Source organism: Streptomyces sp. NPDC088147 (assembly GCF_044741565.1).
Classification (GTDB): Bacteria; Actinomycetota; Actinomycetes; order Streptomycetales; family Streptomycetaceae; genus Streptomyces.
The window spans coordinates 87096-104768 of record NZ_JBIUSY010000014.1; the positions used below are offsets into that span (position 1 = coordinate 87096).

The 17673-nt window shown below is 70.8% G+C and carries 19 protein-coding genes; 9 read left to right on the forward strand and 10 right to left on the reverse strand.

Annotation, left to right across the window (positions count from 1 at the left end):
• The first annotated feature begins 103 nt into the window (after positions 1–103).
• Positions 104–1600 (forward strand): PAS domain-containing sensor histidine kinase, encoded by a 1497-nt coding sequence (locus ACIOGX_RS36090; RefSeq protein ID WP_356512419.1) that lies wholly within the window; start codon positions 104–106, stop codon positions 1598–1600.
• A 212-nt stretch (positions 1601–1812) separates the two neighbouring features.
• Here ACIOGX_RS36090 and ACIOGX_RS36095 read toward each other — a convergent pair whose 3' ends face one another.
• A complete protein-coding gene (locus ACIOGX_RS36095) occupies positions 1813–2070 on the reverse strand; it encodes a WhiB family transcriptional regulator (protein ID WP_004937597.1) in 258 nt (85 codons plus the stop codon).
• Between the two features lie 317 nt (positions 2071–2387).
• Positions 2388–3356 (reverse strand): diacylglycerol kinase family protein, encoded by a 969-nt coding sequence (locus tag ACIOGX_RS36100; protein WP_356512290.1) that lies wholly within the window; start codon positions 3354–3356, stop codon positions 2388–2390.
• Positions 3357–3549: 193 nt separating this feature from the next.
• On the opposite strand from ACIOGX_RS36100, the gene ACIOGX_RS36105 reads away from it, so the two are divergent.
• Positions 3550–3990, forward strand: coding sequence for a hypothetical protein (locus ACIOGX_RS36105; RefSeq protein ID WP_356512288.1), 441 nt, complete (start codon positions 3550–3552; stop codon positions 3988–3990).
• A gap of 145 nt (positions 3991–4135) precedes the next feature.
• On the opposite strand, the gene ACIOGX_RS36110 is transcribed toward ACIOGX_RS36105, so the two are convergent.
• From ACIOGX_RS36110 to ACIOGX_RS36120, 3 genes are all read right to left on the reverse strand, one after another.
• Positions 4136–5119 (reverse strand): RNA polymerase sigma factor SigF, encoded by a 984-nt coding sequence (locus tag ACIOGX_RS36110; RefSeq protein ID WP_030352799.1) that lies wholly within the window; start codon positions 5117–5119, stop codon positions 4136–4138.
• Entirely contained in the window at positions 5116–5529 is a 414-nt protein-coding gene (locus ACIOGX_RS36115; protein WP_030352798.1) for an anti-sigma regulatory factor, read from the reverse strand. Before ACIOGX_RS36115 ends, ACIOGX_RS36110 begins: the two co-directional genes overlap by 4 nt.
• Positions 5530–5773: 244 nt before the next feature.
• A complete protein-coding gene (locus tag ACIOGX_RS36120) occupies positions 5774–6034 on the reverse strand; it encodes a UBP-type zinc finger domain-containing protein (RefSeq protein WP_356512286.1) in 261 nt (86 codons plus the stop codon).
• A gap of 35 nt (positions 6035–6069) precedes the next feature.
• Here ACIOGX_RS36120 and ACIOGX_RS36125 point away from each other — a divergent pair, with 35 nt between their 5' ends.
• A complete protein-coding gene (locus ACIOGX_RS36125) occupies positions 6070–7665 on the forward strand; it encodes a Na+/H+ antiporter (RefSeq protein ID WP_356512284.1) in 1596 nt (531 codons plus the stop codon).
• A 130-nt stretch (positions 7666–7795) separates the two neighbouring features.
• Here the strand turns inward: ACIOGX_RS36125 and ACIOGX_RS36130 are convergent, their stop codons facing one another.
• Both ACIOGX_RS36130 and ACIOGX_RS36135 read right to left on the reverse strand, forming a co-directional pair.
• A complete protein-coding gene (locus ACIOGX_RS36130; RefSeq protein ID WP_401918950.1) occupies positions 7796–8788 on the reverse strand; it encodes a 1-aminocyclopropane-1-carboxylate deaminase/D-cysteine desulfhydrase in 993 nt (330 codons plus the stop codon).
• 94 nt (positions 8789–8882) lie between these two features.
• Positions 8883–9473 carry an N-acetylmuramoyl-L-alanine amidase gene (locus ACIOGX_RS36135; RefSeq protein ID WP_383972508.1) on the reverse strand — a complete coding sequence of 197 codons (591 nt, stop codon included), beginning with the start codon at positions 9471–9473 and terminating at the stop codon, positions 8883–8885.
• A 255-nt stretch (positions 9474–9728) separates the two neighbouring features.
• On the opposite strand from ACIOGX_RS36135, the gene ACIOGX_RS36140 reads away from it, so the two are divergent.
• The 5 genes from ACIOGX_RS36140 to ACIOGX_RS36160 all read left to right on the forward strand — a co-directional run bounded on the left by ACIOGX_RS36140 (position 9729) and on the right by ACIOGX_RS36160 (position 14209).
• Positions 9729–11135, forward strand: a complete 1407-nt coding sequence (locus ACIOGX_RS36140) for a family 2B encapsulin nanocompartment shell protein (RefSeq protein ID WP_401918952.1) — start codon at positions 9729–9731, stop codon at positions 11133–11135.
• A 155-nt stretch (positions 11136–11290) separates the two neighbouring features.
• A complete protein-coding gene (locus ACIOGX_RS36145; protein ID WP_401918954.1) occupies positions 11291–12331 on the forward strand; it encodes a family 2 encapsulin nanocompartment cargo protein polyprenyl transferase in 1041 nt (346 codons plus the stop codon).
• Positions 12332–12419: 88 nt separating this feature from the next.
• On the forward strand, positions 12420–13016 hold the full coding sequence (locus tag ACIOGX_RS36150) for a GNAT family N-acetyltransferase (protein WP_383972504.1): 597 nt from the start codon (positions 12420–12422) through the stop codon (positions 13014–13016).
• A 121-nt stretch (positions 13017–13137) separates the two neighbouring features.
• The gene (locus ACIOGX_RS36155; protein ID WP_356512272.1) at positions 13138–13722 is read left to right on the forward strand and encodes a dihydrofolate reductase family protein; all 585 of its coding nucleotides are present in this window, start codon (positions 13138–13140) and stop codon (positions 13720–13722) included.
• Positions 13723–13765: 43 nt separating this feature from the next.
• Positions 13766–14209 carry a DUF6304 family protein gene (locus ACIOGX_RS36160; RefSeq protein ID WP_129770392.1) on the forward strand — a complete coding sequence of 148 codons (444 nt, stop codon included), beginning with the start codon at positions 13766–13768 and terminating at the stop codon, positions 14207–14209.
• 24 nt (positions 14210–14233) lie between these two features.
• Here the strand turns inward: ACIOGX_RS36160 and ACIOGX_RS36165 are convergent, their stop codons facing one another.
• Together ACIOGX_RS36165 and snpA are read right to left on the reverse strand one after the other, a co-directional pair.
• Positions 14234–14914 (reverse strand): hypothetical protein, encoded by a 681-nt coding sequence (locus ACIOGX_RS36165; RefSeq protein WP_356512270.1) that lies wholly within the window; start codon positions 14912–14914, stop codon positions 14234–14236.
• Positions 14915–15021: 107 nt separating this feature from the next.
• On the reverse strand, positions 15022–15678 hold the full coding sequence (gene snpA, locus ACIOGX_RS36170) for a snapalysin (RefSeq protein WP_401760967.1): 657 nt from the start codon (positions 15676–15678) through the stop codon (positions 15022–15024).
• A gap of 190 nt (positions 15679–15868) precedes the next feature.
• Here snpA and ACIOGX_RS36175 point away from each other — a divergent pair, with 190 nt between their 5' ends.
• The gene (locus ACIOGX_RS36175) at positions 15869–16924 is read left to right on the forward strand and encodes a LysR family transcriptional regulator (RefSeq protein ID WP_401918957.1); all 1056 of its coding nucleotides are present in this window, start codon (positions 15869–15871) and stop codon (positions 16922–16924) included.
• A 22-nt stretch (positions 16925–16946) separates the two neighbouring features.
• Here the strand turns inward: ACIOGX_RS36175 and ACIOGX_RS36180 are convergent, their stop codons facing one another.
• Entirely contained in the window at positions 16947–17639 is a 693-nt protein-coding gene (locus tag ACIOGX_RS36180) for a TetR/AcrR family transcriptional regulator (protein ID WP_401918959.1), read from the reverse strand.
• Between the last annotated feature and the right edge of the window lie 34 nt (positions 17640–17673).

The window sequence follows — 17673 nt, forward strand, 5'->3', positions numbered from 1 at the left end:
GCCTGTCCATGCGTGTACCGAGCCTATTTCCCTTCATACCCTCCAGTACAGACCACGGCCCGTGCGGGTTCCCGCCGCGGGTACGCTCGCCTGTGTGCCCTCCATGAACGACCTCGTACGCCAGCACTCGGCCCTCAGTGAGTCGGACCTCGAGTGGCTCCATCTGCTGGTCTCGGAGTGGCAGCTGCTCTCCGACCTCTCCTTCGCGGATCTCGTGCTCTGGGTCCCCACCCGCGACGGCACGCGCTATGTGTCCGTCGCCCAGATGCGCCCCAACACCGGACCCACCTCCTACCAGGACGACATGGTCGGCCATCTCGTCCCGCGAGGCCGCCGGCCGCTGCTCGACGCGGCGCTCGACGAGGGGCGGATCGTCCGGGAGGGCGACCCCGAGTGGCGTGAGGAGGTGCCCGTACGGGTCGAGTCCATCCCCGTACGGCGTGACGGCCGGGTCCTCGGGGTCATCGCGCGCAACACCAATCTGCTCACGGTCCGCACACCCAGCCGGCTGGAGCTGACCTACCTCCAGTCCGCCTCCGACCTGGCCCAGATGATCGCCGCCGGGTCCTTCCCCTTCCCCGGCCAGCAGGTCGACATGGACGCCTCCCCGCGCGTCGGTGACGGGCTGATCCGGCTGGACGCGGACGGAGTCGTCCAGTACGCGAGCCCCAACGCCCTGTCCGCGTATCACCGATTGGGACTCGCGTCCGACCTGGTGGGACACCACCTCGGCCGCACCACCGACGAACTGGCCCCCGCGCGCGGCCCGGTGGACGAGGCCATGGTCAAACTGGCCAGCGGCTACGCGCCCCGCGAGACCGAGGTGGAGGGCAGCGGCGGGGTCATCCAGCTGCGCGCCATCCCCCTCAAGCCCAAGGGCGTCCGGATCGGCTCGCTGGTGCTGCTCCGCGACGTGACGGAACTGCGGCGCCGCGAACGCGAGTTGATCACCAAGGACGCCACCATCCGGGAGATCCACCACCGGGTGAAGAACAACCTCCAGACGGTCGCCGCGCTCCTCAGGCTCCAGTCCAGGCGGATGGACTCCGCGCAGGGCAGGGAGGCGCTCAACGAGGCCGTACGGCGTGTCGGTTCGATCGCCATCGTGCACGAGACGCTGTCTCAGAATCTGGATGAGCGAGTCGAGTTCGACGAGATCGCCGACCGGGTGCTGGCGATGGTCGCCGAGATCTCACCCGGCAAGATCGTCTGCCGCCGTACCGGGAAGTTCGGCGTGCTCGACGCCGAAGTGGCCACGCCCCTCTCGATGGTGCTCACCGAAATTCTCCAGAACGCGCTGGAGCACGCCTTCGCGCCGGGGGAGGAGGGCCGGGTCGACGTCTCGGCCGTCCGCAGCGGAGAGACGCCCGGGTCCAAGCGCCGCGAGGGGGCCCGCTCGGACGCCCGGCTCATGATCACCGTGCAGGACGACGGGCGCGGGCTGCCCGAGGGGTTCGATCCGCGGCGGGCCGGAAACCTGGGGCTCCAGATCGTACGGACCCTGGTGGAAGGGGAGTTGGGCGGCGGCTTCGACATGGTGCCGGCGCCGGTGCGCGGTACGCGCGTGCTGCTGGACATTCCGGTGGAGCCCCAGAAGTAGCGTTCGCGGGGAGCCCGGAAGCGGGTTCCGTGGCGCCCGGCGAGGCGGCGTGCCCCGCACAGCAGCGAGCCCCGGACCGTGGTGACGGTCCGGGGCTCGGCTCGAAGCTCACTTTGCGATGCGCATCGGGGGGTACTGCGCGCTGCGTTTCGGGGGCGGGTCTATGCGTACACGCTGTACGCTCCGCCGGCCAGGGCTCGTGGCGGGGTGCTTCAGGCGGTCGCGTTACGCGCCCGGTTACGAGCGGCGCGACGCTTCATGGCGCGGCGCTCGTCCTCGCTGAGGCCACCCCAGACACCCGAGTCCTGACCGGACTCGAGCGCCCACTGCAGGCACTGCTCCATGACGGGGCAGCGACGGCAGACGGCCTTGGCTTCCTCGATCTGCAGCAGCGCAGGACCGGTGTTGCCGATGGGGAAGAACAGCTCGGGGTCTTCCTCGCGGCAAACGGCGTTGTGACGCCAGTCCATGGCTGCTACCTCTCTTGGTATTACATGCAGATTGCTTGTGAATGTGAACGCTTTCACGAATCCCCCGACAAGGGAAGGGCCGACCGCCAGCGGAAACTGGTGGGGTCCTTGGTTTGAGGAGGGGTTCTGGCTCTCAGGGAGGCCGATGTTGCGGGCCGTCCCGAGCGCCATGTAGAGATTCGCAAACCTCGGCGGCGGATACAACCCCTTCTGGAAAGTTTTTTTTGATTCCTCGGTGTCGACTAGGTCACAGCCGTACTTCCATGGGGTGGATGCCAGCCTAAACGTTCGAGTGAAAGGACTTTGGCCCCTTCCACTCACACAATCACACGCAGTGCACGGCGTACGCCTGTGAACGTCACGCTCGTGCGCAGTCCAAGGTGGTCGCCGTCCATCTGGAAGGGGAGGGGCGCCTTGGAATGCAAGGTGAAGTCGGTGAGGTCGTGAAGGGACACCGCATGGCGTCCGCGAGGGCCCCGATCGGGGGTCGAAGTGAGCAATTGGGCCGCATATCTGGCGACCGCGGGAGTCGACATTCTGCTCAGTCCGAGAACGTCGAGGGCCAGATCGAAAGAGGCCGAGGGCGACGCGTACACCGGACGATTGCCCAGGTAGGTCCAGGGAGCGGTGTTGCAGATTATGGAGAGGACAAGATCTTTCACCGGATCCTCACCGGGGCGTTCCAGTGTGATCAGCCCGCCCCGCCGGTGCGGCTCCTCGAAGAACTGGCGTACCACCTGGCGCACATAGAGCGCGTGCGTCGACCGTTTCCCGCGCTCCCGCTGCTGTTCGACCCGCCCGATCACCCCGGCGTCGAAACCGAACCCGGCGCAGAAGGTGAACCAGCGGGACGGCACGGACTCGTCCTCGGTGCCCGGCGTCCCGGCCGCCAGTCCCAGACCGACCGTACGTTCGCTCCGCAGGGCGAGCGCGTCCAGGATCGCGCCGGTCGCCTCGACCGCGTCGTTCGGCAGCCCGAGCGCGCGGGCGAAGACATTGGTCGAACCGCCGGGCACCACCGCGAGGCGCGGCAGCCGGTCGGGATCGGGGCCGTTGTGCAGCAGTCCGTTGACGACCTCGTTGACGGTGCCGTCACCGCCGAGGGCGACGACCAGCTCGATGTCATCCGAGTCGGCGGCCCGTCTGCCCAGGTCACGGGCGTGTCCGCGGTACTCCGTGGTCACCGCTTCCAGCTTCATCTCGCTGGCGAGCGCGTGGATCAGTACGTCACGTGTGCGGGCACTGGTGGTGGTTGCTGCCGGATTGACCACGAGAAGTGCGCGCATGCCGAGCAGATTACCGGCCGGGCACCGGAGGGTCGTCCCCGGGAGTCCGGGACGCCGGATTTGCCGGACCGGGAACGCCGGGCCCGCCGGGGGGCCCGCCGGGCGGGGGCACCGAGGCCCGGCGGACCGGAACGCCGGGGTCCGGCGGGGTCTGCCGAGCGGTGCGCGGCGGCCCTGTGGTTACCCTGCTGGGGTGAGCAGCAGCAGTGAGCAGACGGCCCCCGCATCCTCCCCGCGCCCCCCGCGCCTGACCGCGGCGGCCGGCGCCTGTGGGCTCGAAGCCCTGGCACTGGTCGCCGGCGGTGTGTATCTGCTGGTGATGGGGCTGCTCGGGAAGCCCGACAGCCCGCAGCAGGCGGAGACGGGCGGGATCACCCTGATCGTGCTCGGTGCCATCCCGCTGATCGCCGCGCGCGGGCTGCTGCTGCGGCGCGCCTGGAGCCGGGGGCCCGCGCTGATCACCCAGATCCTGGCGCTGCCCGTCGCCTATACGCTGCTCACCTCCACGGGCGGCATGATCCCGGCCGGGATCGCGCTCGCGGTGGTCGCGGTGACGGGGCTGGTCCTGCTGGTCAACCCGACCACCACGGAAGCCCTCGGCATCCGGGGCCCGGCCGACGAGTCCCGGAGCTAGCCCCGACGAGCCCCAGCGCCAACGCCGACGAGTCCCGGAGCTGACGCCGACGAGTCCCAGAGCTGACGCCGCGACGGGGCACGCTCCCGGGAGGGGCACCGGGTCCAGCGGCGGCTTCGGCGGCACGGCCCCCGGCGCCGGACTCCTACTCCTCCACCAGCAGCCGTTCGCGCAGCTGCGCGAGCGTGCGGGCCAGCAGCCGCGAGACATGCATCTGCGAGATGCCGACCTCCTGCGCGATCTGCGACTGCGTCATGTTGCCGAAGAACCGCAGCAGAAGAATCCGCTTCTCCCGCGGCGGCAGATCCTCCAGCAGCGGCTTGAGCGACTCGCGGTACTCGACGCCTTCCAGCGCCTCGTCCTCCGCGCCCAGTGTGTCCGCGACGGCGGGCGACTCGTCGTCCGTGTCCGGGACGTCCAGCGACAGTGTGGAGTACGCGTTGGCGGACTCCAGCCCCTCCAGGACCTCTTCCTCCGAGATGCCGAGCCGCTCCGCCAGCTCATGGACCGTGGGCGAACGGCCGTGCTGCTGGGAGAGTTCGGCGGTGGCCGTCGTCAGGGCGAGCCGCAGTTCCTGAAGGCGGCGCGGCACCCGGACCGCCCAGCCCTTGTCCCGGAAATGCCGCTTGATCTCCCCGACGACCGTCGGCGTCGCATAGGTCGAGAACTCGACACCACGCTCCGGATCGAAGCGGTCCACGGACTTGATCAGACCGATGGTGGCGACCTGCGTCAGATCGTCGAGCGGCTCGCCGCGGTTGCGGAACCGTCTCGCCAGATGCTCGACCAGCGGCAGATGCATCCGCACCAGCTGATTGCGGAGGTCCGCCTTCTCGGGCGAGCCGTCCGGCAGCTTGCGCAGCTCGATGAACATCGCCCGCGCCCCGCTGCGGTCGTGTGGATCGTGGTGTTTGTCGTTGTGCTGCTCGCTCATAGTGGCCGCCCGCTCTGCCTGCGCCTGCTCCGCCGCGGCCGTCTGGCCGTCAAGTCCGTCCTCCGGGTGGGGACGGGCCTGCTGCTCCGGGATGCCCGCGGGGGCGGGCGCCGGCTCCGACGGAGCTTCGTGCCCTTCCCGCGGCTCCCGTGGGATGCGCCCCTCGTCACGCACCGGACCGTCCCCGTTCCTCACGCCGGCCCGGGTCCCGCGCCGCGCTGTTTGTAGAGGCTGATGGTGACCGTACGGTCCTCCGCGACCGTCGAGTCGACCTTGCCGGCCAGCGCGGAGAGCACTGTCCAGGCGAAGGTGTCGCGCTCCGGCGCGCGCCCGTCGGTGGTGGGCGCCGACACGGTCACTTCGAGCGCGTCCTCGATGAGCCGGAAGACGCAGCTGAGTACGGAGCCCGGTACGGCCTGCTGGAGCAGGATCGCGCAGGCCTCGTCCACCGCGATGCGGAGGTCCTCGATCTCGTCGAGGGTGAAGTCCAAGCGCGCCGCGAGGCCGGCCGTGGCCGTACGCAGCACGGACAGGTAGGCACCCGCAGCGGGCAGCCGGACTTCCACGAAGTCCTGGGTCCCGGGCTCGCCTGCGATCTGGGACACCCTCACCTCCAAGGTGGCACAAGCTCTTCTGGGCTCAGGGACAGGGGATGTCCAGGAGCCTTGCGGTACGTAGTCGGTACGTAGCCGGTCTGGAGTGGCGACGCTATCGCGATCCATGGTGCTGTGTCGCCGGGACCCCCACCCAGCGACTGTCACTCATGGTAAGCATATGAACACAGAAAGTGGCTAGGGGTCTGTGGCGTCCAATTACGAAGAACCGGCGGAGGGTTGACGTACCCAGTCGTCAGACGATCGAACCGTCGACATAGCACCACCGCCAGCTCTCCCCGGGCTCGAAACTCCGCATCACGGCATGTCCCGTGTCCTTGAAGTGTTGTGTCGCGTGTTGGTACGGCGAGGAGTCACAGCAGCCGATCTCCCCGCAGACCAGACACATCCGCAGCTGCACGGGGTTGCTGCCGGACGTGAGGCACTCGCGGCAGGTGTCACTGTGCGGCGCGGGCTCGGGGCGCGGCAGTTCCACGATGTGGGGGCACTCACTCATGATGACCAGGTTACGACGGGTGCAGAGGACGTGGAATGGACGTATTGCCGCTGATCGCGCTGGTGGCGGGGAGCGCGGCTATCGCCGGCGCGGCCCGCAGGACGCCGGTGGCCGCGCCGTTGCTGCTGGTCGCCGTGGGGCTGGGCGCCTCATACGTGCCGGGGGTACCGGACTACACACTGGATCCGCACATCGTGCTGCCGCTGGTGCTGCCGCCGCTGTTGTACACGGCCGCGGCGGACAGTTCGTATCTCGATCTGCGCGCGAACTTCAGACCGGTCGCGCTGCTGTCGGTGGGCTATGTCCTCTTCGCGACGGTCGCGGTCGGCTGGCTGGTGTATCTGCTGGTGCCCGATCTGCCGCTGACCGCGGCGCTGGTGCTGGGCGCGGTGGTCGCACCCCCGGACGCCGTCGCGGCCACGGCCATCGCGCGGAAACTGGGGCTGCCGAACCGGATCACCACCATCCTCCAGGGCGAGTCCCTGGTGAACGACGCGACCGCGATCACCGCGTTCAAGGTGGCGCTGGCCGCGGCGGTCGGCGCGGGCGCGAGCTGGGCCGGCGGGATCGGGGAGTTCGCGCTCGCCTCGCTCGGCGGCATCGGGGTGGGGCTCGTACTGATGGTGCCGCTGCACTGGCTCCGTACCCATCTGACCGAGGCGCTCCTCCAGAACACCCTCTCGCTGCTCATCCCGTTCCTCGCCTACGCGCTGGCCGAACACGTGGGCGCGTCCGGGGTGCTGGCCGTCGTCGTGGTCGCGCTCTACCTCGGACACCGTTCCTGGCAGGTCGACTTCGAGACCCGGCTCCAGGAAGCGGCGGTGTGGAAGATGATCGCGTTCATCCTGGAGTCGGCGGTGTTCGCGCTGATCGGACTCCAACTGCCCCATGTGCTCAAGGGACTCGGGGAGTACGGGGTCGGGGAGGCCCTGCTGTACGCGGTGGGTGTCTTCGTGGTGGTCGTGGCGGTCAGATTCGTCTGGGTCTATCCGGCGACCTTCCTGCCCCGCGCGGTGTCCGCGCGGATCAGGGAGCGCGAACCGGACACCAACTGGACCGCGCCGCTGATCGTCGGCTGGGCCGGGATGCGCGGGGTGGTGTCGCTGGCGATCGCGTTCTCCATCCCGCTGGCACTGGCGGACGGCCGTCCGTTCCCGGGGCGCAATCTCGTGCTGTTCCTGACCTTCACGACCGTGATCGGCACGCTGGTGGTGCAGGGCCTCACGCTGCCTCCGCTGATCCGGCTGCTGAAGATCCCGGGCCGCGACCGGCAGGCCGAGACCCTCGCCGAGGCGCAGGCGCAGAGCGAGGCGTCGGGGGCGGCGGAACGGCGGCTGGACGCCCTGCTGGCCGATGAACGCAACGCGCTGCCGCCGCCGCTGGCCGAACGGCTCCGGCACGTCCTGGCGCGCCGCCGCAACGCGGTCTGGGAGCGGCTCGGGGCGGTCAACGAGGTGACGGGGGAGTCGGCGGACGAGACCTACCGGCGGCTGTCGCGGGAGATGATCGAGGCGGAGCGCAAGGTGTTCGTGGAACTGCGGGACCGGCGGCGGATCGACGACGAGATGATGCGGACGCTGCTGCGCAGACTGGACCTGGAGGAGGCGGCGGCCTACCGGGAGGAGACCTGAGACGGCTCCGGCAGCGGCGGGCCGGGCCCGGACGGCGGCGGGCGGGGCCCGGACGGCGGCGGGCCGGGCTCGGACGGGCGGGCCGGGCTCGGACGGCGGCGGGCGGGGCCCGGACGGCCCCCGCTCGGAGTCACCCGGTGGGAGACGGCCCCGGCTCGGACGGCTGCGGCTCGGACGGTTCCGGCCCGGACGGTTCCGGGCCGCCCGTGATGACGGCGGTGACGGTCGTGCCCGGCGGGAAGGCGCCCTCCTCGGCCAGCGTGGTCAGCCCGTACAGCATTTTGGCGACATAGAGACGTTCCACCCGCAGCCCGTGCCGCTCCCCGAACTCCTCGGCGAACGCGTCGAGCGCGGGGGTGGTGCGGGCGAAGCCGCCGAAGTGGAAGCGTCCGTCGAGCCGCCAGTCGCCCACCGGGCCGCCGAACGCCGCCTGTTGGAGCCGCCGTATCTCCCGCTCCAGGAAGTCGCCCTTGAGCACCGGGAATCCCACGGCCCGCCGGCCGCTCCCGAGCCCCGCGGCGAGCCCCGCGAGCGTCCCGCCGGTGCCGCAGGCCACGGCGACGGTCCCGGCCGTGCCGCGCGGGTCCCGGCGCAGCTCCCGGCCCAGCTCGGCGCATCCCCGGGCCGCGAGCGCGTTGCTGCCGCCTTCCGGTACGACGTACACGGCGTCGGGGTCCAGCCCCGCCCGGCCGAGGAACGCGGCCACCGCCCCGGCCTCCGACTTGCGCCGGTAGGCCGCGCGGTCCATGAAACACAGCCGCATCCCGTCGGCCGCGCACCGCGCGAGTGACGGATTGAGCGGCCGGTCCGCCAGCTCCTCGCCCCGTACGACACCGACGGTGGCGAAGCCGAGGAGCCGCCCGGCGGCGGCGGTCGCCCGCAGATGGTTGGAGTACGCGCCGCCGAAGGTCAGCAGCGTCCGCCGGCCGCTCGCGGCGGCGGCCCGCAGATTCGGGGCCAGTTTGCGCCACTTGTTGCCTGGCAGTTCGGGGTGGATCAGATCGTCGCGTTTGAGCAGCAGCCGTACGCCGTGGCGCGCGAAGCGCTCGTCGTCGGCGGGCTCCAGCGGCGAGGGCAGCCGGGGCCGCAGGGCGGCGAGGTCGGGCGTCTCGGGGCGGTGCACCCCTTCATTGTGGCGTCCCGTCCGGGGTGGTGTCCGGCGCGGGCGGCGCCGCCGGTCCCGGCGCGGAGGGGTCGTCGGCGGGGCGGGAGCCCCGTCACTTCAGACGGTCGTGGACACGGTCCCGCAGGGAGTCCATCGTGAAGCCGCGGGGATCGACCTTGCCCGGCTGCCACTCCAGATGCCCGAGCACCGACAGGGCGCCCCAGCCGTGGTGCCGGCAGACCGCCGCCGCCGCCTTCTCGATGGCGGCCAACTGGGCCTCGGGCCATGGGTCCTCACCGTCTCCCAGGTTCTCGCACTCGAAGCCGTAGAAGTGCCGGTTCCCGTCGGTGTCCGCCTCGTTGTCCCGCGGCGGGCGCTTCTCGGCGATCACGGCCTTCAGGACATCGCCGTCGCCCGCCCCGGCGTGATTGGCGCGCCCGTAGCCGACCAGATGGACCGTGCCGTCCTTCGCGATCACGCCGTGGCACAGCGGCCCCGGCAGCGCGTCGTGACCGTCCCGGCAGAGCCGCACCGTGGCGTCCGTGCCGCGGGTGACGGTGTGATGGATCAGTACGCCGTGAACGGGCCCCCAGGGGCCCTGCCGGTCGCGATTGTGGGTGCGCCAGTCGCCGACCTCGACGACGGTCAGCCCTTCACTCCTCAGGGCGTTGAGGAACTGGGCGGCGGACATGGGTGGGGCCATGGTCGACTCCTCGCGGTTCGGTCTGCGCGGCGATTCGGTGTGCGCGGCGGTTCGATGTGCGCGCGGCGGTTCGGTGTGTGGGCTCAGGAGTTCGATGTCCGGTGTCCGGGGTTCGGTGTCCGGACATGACGAGCTTGCGCGTGTAATTCCCCGTTCCGGGTGAACCAGTCCCACTCATATGTGTAATGGCGAATGCACGCCACGTGATGGAACCATTCTTCACGCAGGTCAGCACATGATCGAAGGGGAGACTTCATGTCGGTTGGTAACGAGGTTCTCGCAGGGCAGCAGCCGACCCAGCAGAGTCTGGGAACGGCAGCCGCCCGGAACCTGGCGACCACCACCAAATCGGTACCGCAGATGCAGGAGATCAGCTCGCGCTGGCTGCTGCGGATGCTGCCCTGGGTGCAGGTCCAGGGCGGTACGTACCGGGTGAACCGCAGGCTCAGCTACGCGGTCGGCGACGGACGCGTGACGTTCGTACAGACGGGGGACCGGGTGGCGGTCGTCCCCGGCGAGCTCGGCGAGCTGCCGGCGCTGCGCGCGTACGGCGACGAGGGCGTGCTCTCCGAGCTGGCGCGCCGCTGCGAGCAGCGGGAGTTCGCGGCGGGCCAGGTGATGGTGGCCTACGGCGACGCGGCGGACGAGGTCTTTCTGCTGGCGCACGGCCGGGTCGAGAAGGTGGGCTCGGGACCCTACGGGGACGACGCGGTGCTCGAAGTACTGGCGGACGGGGCGTACTTCGGCGAACAGGCCCTGGTGGACGGGGAGGCCACCTGGGAGTACACCGCACGCGCGGCGACCGCCTGCACCGTACTGGTGCTGAGCCGGCGGGACGTACGCAACCTCGCGGAGCGGGAGGAGTCGCTGCGCGCCCATCTGGCGGCCGTGGTGTCCGTACCGCACCAGCGCACCAACAAGTACGGTGAGGCCGCGATCGATCTCTCCGCCGGCCATGTCGGCGAGAGCGTCGTGCCCCATACGTTCGTGGACTACGACGCGGCGCCGCGCGAGTACGAACTGAGCGTCGCGCAGACCGTGCTGAAGGTGCACAGCCGGGTCGCCGACCTCTACAACCAGCCCATGAACCAGACCGAGCAGCAGTTGCGGCTGACGGTCGAGGCGCTGCGCGAGCGCCAGGAGCACGAGCTGATCAACAACCGCGAGTTCGGCCTCCTCACCAACTGCGACTACGGGCAGCGGCTCCAGCCGCACGACGGCGGACCGAGCCCGGACGACATGGACGAGCTGCTCTCCCGCCGCCGCGGCTCGAAGATGTTCCTCGCGCACCCGCGGGCCATCGCCGCGTTCGGGCGCGAGTGCAACAAGCGGGGGCTCGTTCCGGCCAGTGTGGAGGTGGCGGGTCATCATGTGCCCGCCTGGCGCGGGGTGCCGATCTTCCCGTCCAACAAGATCCCGATCTCGGACGCCCGGACGACCTCGATCATCTGTATGCGTACGGGCGAGGCCGAGCAGGGTGTCATCGGCCTTCAGCAGAGCGGGATCCCGGACGAGATCGAGCCGAGCCTGTCGGTCCGCTTCATGGGCATCGACGAGCAGGCGATCATCTCGTACCTGGTCACGGCCTACTACTCGGCCGCCATCCTGGTGCCGGACGCCGTCGGTGTGCTGGAGAACGTGGAAGTGGGCCGCTGGGGATGAGGTGACCGCCCCGGGCGGGCCCGGCCGTGCCGTCGCGTACGCACGGCCTGGCCCGCCCGGGGCACCCGGGGCATTCGGGCGCCGGCGCGCGACACCGGCGCGCGGTGTCCCGGCCCAGGTTCCCACCGCATCCCGCAGAGGAAGTGACCGTGACCATGACCAGCACGGATGCCGCCACCGAAGGCCACGAGGCCATGGCACTCCTGGAGCGCACCCGCACCGCTGTCCATCCCGAACTCCGCTCCACCGTCGAGTCGTTGCCCGCCTCCCTGCGCCGGGTCGCGATGTACCACTTCGGCTGGGAACACGCCGACGGCACCCCGGCCTCGGGCCGGGAGGGCAAGGCGATCAGACCCGCGCTCGTCCTCGCCGCGGCACGGTCGCTCGGCGGGGATCCGCACCACGCCGTACGGGCCGCCGTCGCCGTCGAGCTGGCCCACAACTTCACGCTGCTCCACGACGATGTGATCGACGAGGACCCGACCCGGCGGCATCGCGCCACCGCCTGGACGGTCTTCGGCACCGCCGACGCCATCATCGCGGGCGACGCCATGATGGCCCTCGCGCTGCGGCTGCTCGCCGAGGACCCGCATCCGGCGTCGGCCGCCGCCTCGGCCAGGCTCGCGGCCTGCGTCATCGAACTGTGCGCGGGCCAGCAGGCGGACTGCGCCTTCGAGCAGCGCGATCCGCACGAGGTCTCGCTGGACGAGTGCGTGGCCATGGCGACGGCCAAGACCGGTGCCCTGCTGGGTACGTCCTGTGCGCTCGGCGCGCTGTACGCGGGCGCGGGCGAGGAGCAGGTCGCCGCGCTCGACGCCTTCGGCAGGGAGGCGGGGCTCGCCTTCCAGCTGATCGACGACCTGATCGGGATCTGGGGCGACCCCGACCGTACGGGCAAACCGGCCGGAGCCGATCTGGCCGCCCACAAGAAGTCCCTGCCGGTGGTCGCGGCCCTGGCCTCGGGCACCCCGGCGGCCGGGGAACTGGCCGAGCTGTACCGGGGGCCGATGGACGCCGGAGCCGTGGCGCGCGCCGCCGCCGCCGTCGAACGGGCGGGCGGGCGCGACTGGGCGCAGTTCCAGGCGGCCGAGCGGATGTCCCGTGCCGTGCACGAACTGTCCCGGGCGGTCCCCGACCTCTCGGCCGCGGACGATCTGCTCGCCTTGGCGGAGTTCGTGACGCGCCGTACCCGCTGAGGCGGGCGGGGCGTACGGCCCGGATCGGCCCGACTCTAGGATCGCCTCGTCGTATGGACGTGACGGTCGGGTCGAGGAGGTCCAGAGGATGGGTGCGGGGATACGACGGGCGGGGGAGAGCGACCGGGCGACGCTGGTACGGCTCCTCGAAGAGGCCTTCGACGACGACCCGGTGAGCTGCTGGGTCTTCCCGGAGAAGGACCACCGCCGACGGGTGCACGGTCTTTTCCTCGGAGTGTTCGCCGATGTCGCGCTCGCCGAGGGGTGGGTGGACATCCTGGAGGACGGGACGGGGATGGCGCTGTGGCTCCCGGTGCCGGCGGGTCCGCCGGAGGGGGAGGACGACACCCCGGCCCGGATGCGGGCGACCGCCGACCCGGACAACGAGCGTACGGAACTGGTCGGCCGGCTGACGGGCGCGATCCATCCGCACGACCGCGCGCACGCGTATCTGCTGATGATCGCGGTGTCCCCGGTCCACCAGGGCCGGGGACTGGGCCGCGCGCTGATCGAACCCGTGCTGGCGCGCTGCGACCGCGAGGGTCTGCCGGCCTATCTGGAGGCGAGCAGCGAGCGGAGCCGGCGGCTCTACGAACGGCTCGGGTTCACCTTCACGGGCACCACGGTCGATCTGCCGGACGGGCCGCCCATGTGGCCCATGTGGCGGGAACCGCGCGGCGTCTGAGGAGGCGATGGGGAATTCCGCTTGCGTAACCACTGCATTCAAATCACTATGGGTGCAGTGGTCAAGCGGTCCTTCGGGACGCCGGCCCTTTCCTGTCGTCGAGTGATCCGGAGGATCCGGCTTGCGCAAGCTCACGTACTACATCGCGGTATCGATCGACGGCTTCATCGGTGACCCCTCGGGTGACGCGACGGCCTTCCTGCCCTTCGTGGACGAGGAGCTCTTCGCGTTCCTGAAGGCGGAGTACCCGGAGACCATGTCCACCCAGGGGCGCCGGCCCCTCGGTATCGACGATCTGGAGAACCGGCACTTCGACACCATCATCCAGGGGAGGGGCAGCTACGACGTCGCCCTGAAGTCCGGTGATACGAGCCCGTACGCGCACCTGCGCCAGTACGTGGTGTCGCGCAGCATCAAGGAGAGCCCGGACCCGGCGGTCGAGATCGTCTCCGGGGACGTCGTCGCGAAGGTCCGGGAACTGAAGGCGGAGGACGGCGAGTTCGGGATCTACCTCTGTGGCGGCGCCCATCTCGCCGGGCAGTTGGTCGGTGAGATCGACGAACTGGTCATCAAGACGTATCCGCTGGTCCTCGGCTCGGGGATGCCGATGTTCGCGGCGGATTTCGCCCTCGACGAGTTCACCCTGGAGTCGGTGAGGACGTTCGGGAACGGTGTGCTCGTGAGGAAGTATGACCGGAAGCCGTGACCCGTGCTGCGACGGAAGATCCGGTACCGCTACAGTCCGCGCCATGACAGCGGAGTCGACGGATTCATGGGCGGGTTGGTACCGGGACCGCCTGGGCGCGGAAGCGATCACCCTGAGCGCGGGTGGACAGCATGTACGTACTCACATCAGGGGAGTTGAGTACGAAGGGGCGGATTTCGCCGTCCTGGAAGCGGTGGGGGCGGGCGGGCTGCTGTCGTCCTGCGTCATGGAATGGGACATACCGATGCCCGTCAGCTCGGCCGGCACAGTCCAGCAGGCCACGCTCAGCTGTCTGCTGACGCTCGGTGAGCGAGCGGCCGAGGGCCCGGTCGGCCGGGCCGAGCTGAGCCTGACGCTGCACTGCGGCGGGGCGGCCTACGCGTCGGGGATCGCCGGGGGCGGTTTCGAGGAGGCGCTCGGCAGGATCCGGCGCCAGCTGCCGAGCGGTACGGAGCTGGGCGGCCGGCCGCTGGTGGGAGCGTCCTGACGGGCTGACGTGTCCGGACAGTGTCTAGTCCGGGGCGGGGGCGTCGTCGTGGAGGACGAACTCCTCGGTGAGGTCGGCCGGTTGGAATCCGGCCACCCTCAGACCGTCGAGCAGCGCGTCCAGCCGGGCGCGCGCCGTCGGTCTGCCGACCCCGCGGGCGCGCTGTGTCAGTAAGCGCTCCTGGACCCCGCGGGACAGCACCCGGCGCGCGGCGCGCGAGACATGCGCGCTGTGCCGTTCGGCGACCGCGGCCAGGCGCTGGGTGTCGTACGGGATCGGCAGCCGCAGCGTGACGTGGTGCTCGAAGTGGCAGTACGGGGGCAGCGTCGCGGCCTCGGCATCGGTCTGCGGCACGCCCTCGTTCCAGGGCGCCGCCACCAGCTTCGTCCGTACGACGGGGAACCCGGCCTCCGCGAGGCGCTCCGCGCACCGCTCGGCGGCCCGGTGCTGCTCGTCGAGTGTGCCCGTGCCGGGCAGGGTGAGCGTCGGCCGGGACGGGGTACGGCCGCGGTCCAGGACGACGAGGCTGACCGCGAGGCCATGGGCGGCGGCCCAGTCATGGAGACACGCGACCCGGTCCGGGCGGTCGGCCCGTACGGTCAGGAGTGTCTCGAAGTCGCCCTTGAGGGTCCGGCCGAGAGCGCGTACGGGATCGCGCTGAGGCTCTCGGTGGGGCGACGCACCGGTCTCCGTACTGAAGTCCACCGAGAGACGTTACCAAGGGGGACACGGGAAGGGGCGCCCCTTGGTGCTCGGGTTCGGGGCGCCCCTGTCATGCGAGGGAGGTCAGGTGTGGGTCTCCGTGGGGGAGGTCAGGAGACCTTGGCCAGCGCGGCGGCGAGGCCGTTCGCCCACAGGGCGTTGACCCGGGAGCGCTCGGCCGCGTTCGGCTGGGCGTTCTGGCAGGAAGTGCCGGGGCCGCCACCGGACATCAGCTCGCTGCACGGGCCGGAGTAGTGGTCGGGGAGGCCGAGGACGTGCCCGGTCTCGTGCGCGGTGACGCGGGTGGAGTTGTACTGCTGGTTCTGCCGGTAGTCCAGGAAGATGTAGCCGGAGCCGTGACCGTCGGTGCTCGCGTACGAGCCGCGCGAGTCGTTGCCCTCGTAGTACGTGAAGTCCGCGTTGCTGCCCGCCTGGAGCTTCACATTGGAGACGGCGCTGTTCCAGATCGAGGTGGAGCTGGCTATCTGGCTCGCGAAGGAGGGCGCGTTCGAGGCGTTGTAGACCACCGTGACGGCCTGGGCGCCGGGGTTCGCGGCCCGCTTCTCGGCGACCGACTTCAGGACGGCGTCGAAGAAGGCCTTGTTGCCCGCGGCCTCCGCCTTCGAGCCCTCGTAGGCGGCGTACGAGGAGGTGGCGGCGTCGGCGGCGGGGGCCGGGGCGGCGGTGGCGGTGGGGGCGACACCGAGCGTTGCGAAGGCCAGGCCGATACCGGCGATGGCGGAGATGGCAGTCTTGGGGTGTCTCATGTGGGGGGCTCCTACTGGTCCGTTGAACGAGTTGGGTACCGCAGAGTCTCGGGGAGTCCGCCCTTGTGCGGATGATGTCAAAGTCCGATAACACGAGCGCATCACCCTGGCCGCATATCTTCGAATGCGCGTCCAATTACAGGCATTTGGACATCTGGTGTGGTGCGGGAGGCCGCTCTACTCTCTGGGCATGGAGCTGGAGGTGAGACATCTGCGTGCCCTGTGTGCCATTGCCGATGCCGGCAGTCTGCACAAGGCGGCGCGACAGCTGGGGATGAGCCAGCCCTCCCTGACCACGCAATTGCGGCGTATCGAGAACGCGTTGGGCGCGGAGCTGTTCTCCCGGGAACGCACCGGCTGCCGGCCCACCCCGCTGGGCCGCTCGGTACTGAGCAGGGCCCGCCCGCTCGTCTCCGGGATGGCCTCGCTGGTCGCCGAGGCACGGGTGGCGGCCGGGCTGGCCGACGGACCGAGGCTCCGGATCGGCTCCACCGCGAGCCGCGCGCTGGTGGGATGGCTGCGCCGGCTCAGAAACCGGCTGCCCGGTACGGACATCTCGCTCCACATGGACGTCTCCGCCAACGCGTTGCTGCGGATGCTCGCCGCGGGCCAGCTCGACGTGGCCTTCGTCCATGAGGTGGAGGGCTGCCCGCTGCTCGTTCCCGAGGGGCTGGAGCGGCGCGTACTGGTCGAACGGGAACCGCAGTTCATCTCCATGGCCAGGGACCATCCGGCGGCGGGCAGCCCGGTGGTGGAACTGGCCGATCTCGCCGAGGACCGCTGGATGGTCGACCCGACGGTGGACGGTGAATGGGACGGGCTGCGCCGGGTATTGGGCGCGGCCGGGCTCAACCCGCCGGTGCTGCACGGGGATTACCTCACGGCGGCCTCACTGATCGCGGTCGGCGAGGCGGTCGCGCCCTGCCAGCCCACGTCGGGCCCGCGCGACGACATGGCGATCCGGCCGCTGCGGGACGATCCGCTGGCGGTGCGGCTGCTGCTGTTCTCGCGGCCGGGCGCGGAGGAGGCGGGTACGGAGGCGCCGGGCACGGAAGGCGCGGGTGCGGAAGGCGCGGGCGCGGATGGCGCGGGCGCGGCGGGGTTGGGCGTGGCGGGGGCGGGTGGCCGCGACGAGGTGTTCGCGGACCTGGAGGCGTCGTACCGGGAGGCGGCGCTGCGCGCGGTCGACTACCGCAGATGGCTGACCGCCCACAAGAGCCCGCTGCTGCACGCGCCGGCGGCCTGAGAGCCGGAGCGCCGCGCGGACGTCAGGTCAGCAGGGCGCGCGCCTGTTCCCGGGCCTCGCCGAGCGCGTCGGGGAAGATGCGGAGGCCGTGGGCGACGAGGGCGCCTTCGTGGAGCAGCATGAGCGTACGGCCGAGCTGCTCGGCCTTCCCGGTCCCGCCTTCGTCCTCGGCCTTGTCCTCGGCTTGGGCCTTGGCCTCGTCCTCGGCTTGGGCCTCGGTTTGGGCCTCGGCCTCGGTTTGGGCTTCGGCCTCGCGGGCGAGGCGGGTGAACAACTCCAGCATCCAGGTCTTCTGACCGGCGATGACGGAGTACGCGGGATGGCCCCGGTCGTCGATCTCGGCGTGGGCGTTGACCATGCTGCACCCCCGGGGGCTGTTCGCCTCCATCCAGGCCCGTGAGGCGTCGAACACCGCGAGCACGCGCTCGACCCCGGGAGGCCGCACGTCGTCCGGTCCCGGCGACACCGCTTCGAGGCGTTCGGCGAGGAAGGCGCGCCAGCGTTCGTCGCGGGCGGCGAGGTACTCCACGACGAGTTGGTCCTTGGAGCCGAACCGGTCGTAGAGCGTCTTCTTCGTCACCCCCGCCTCGGCGGCGATCAGATCCACCCCGACCGCGTGGATCCCGCGCTCGTAGAACAACCGTGAGGCGGCCTCCAGGGCGCGGCGGGCGCCGGGGGTCAGGGTGATCCGGCGGGGTTCACGCGTTGGGCTCATGAGGGCGAGTATACCGATCTGTATAGTGGGCCTG

Excerpts from the sequence above, each read along its gene's own strand:
- snpA (WP_401760967.1), bottom strand. The coding sequence starts at position 15,678 with ATGAGACACCCCAAGACTGCCATCTCCGCCATCGCCGGTATCGGCCTG.
- ACIOGX_RS36095 (WP_004937597.1), bottom strand. The coding sequence starts at position 2,070 with ATGGACTGGCGTCACAACGCCGTTTGCCGCGAGGAAGACCCCGAGCTG.
- ACIOGX_RS36150 (WP_383972504.1), top strand. The coding sequence starts at position 12,420 with ATGGGTGCGGGGATACGACGGGCGGGGGAGAGCGACCGGGCGACGCTG.
- ACIOGX_RS36100 (WP_356512290.1), bottom strand. The coding sequence starts at position 3,356 with ATGCGCGCACTTCTCGTGGTCAATCCGGCAGCAACCACCACCAGTGCC.
- ACIOGX_RS36145 (WP_401918954.1), top strand. The coding sequence starts at position 11,291 with ATGACCAGCACGGATGCCGCCACCGAAGGCCACGAGGCCATGGCACTC.
- ACIOGX_RS36175 (WP_401918957.1), top strand. The coding sequence starts at position 15,869 with ATGGAGCTGGAGGTGAGACATCTGCGTGCCCTGTGTGCCATTGCCGAT.
- ACIOGX_RS36135 (WP_383972508.1), bottom strand. The coding sequence starts at position 9,473 with ATGGCCCCACCCATGTCCGCCGCCCAGTTCCTCAACGCCCTGAGGAGT.
- ACIOGX_RS36180 (WP_401918959.1), bottom strand. The coding sequence starts at position 17,639 with ATGAGCCCAACGCGTGAACCCCGCCGGATCACCCTGACCCCCGGCGCC.
- ACIOGX_RS36120 (WP_356512286.1), bottom strand. The coding sequence starts at position 6,034 with ATGAGTGAGTGCCCCCACATCGTGGAACTGCCGCGCCCCGAGCCCGCG.
- ACIOGX_RS36125 (WP_356512284.1), top strand. The coding sequence starts at position 6,070 with ATGGACGTATTGCCGCTGATCGCGCTGGTGGCGGGGAGCGCGGCTATC.
- ACIOGX_RS36140 (WP_401918952.1), top strand. The coding sequence starts at position 9,729 with ATGTCGGTTGGTAACGAGGTTCTCGCAGGGCAGCAGCCGACCCAGCAG.
- ACIOGX_RS36090 (WP_356512419.1), top strand. The coding sequence starts at position 104 with ATGAACGACCTCGTACGCCAGCACTCGGCCCTCAGTGAGTCGGACCTC.
- ACIOGX_RS36160 (WP_129770392.1), top strand. The coding sequence starts at position 13,766 with ATGACAGCGGAGTCGACGGATTCATGGGCGGGTTGGTACCGGGACCGC.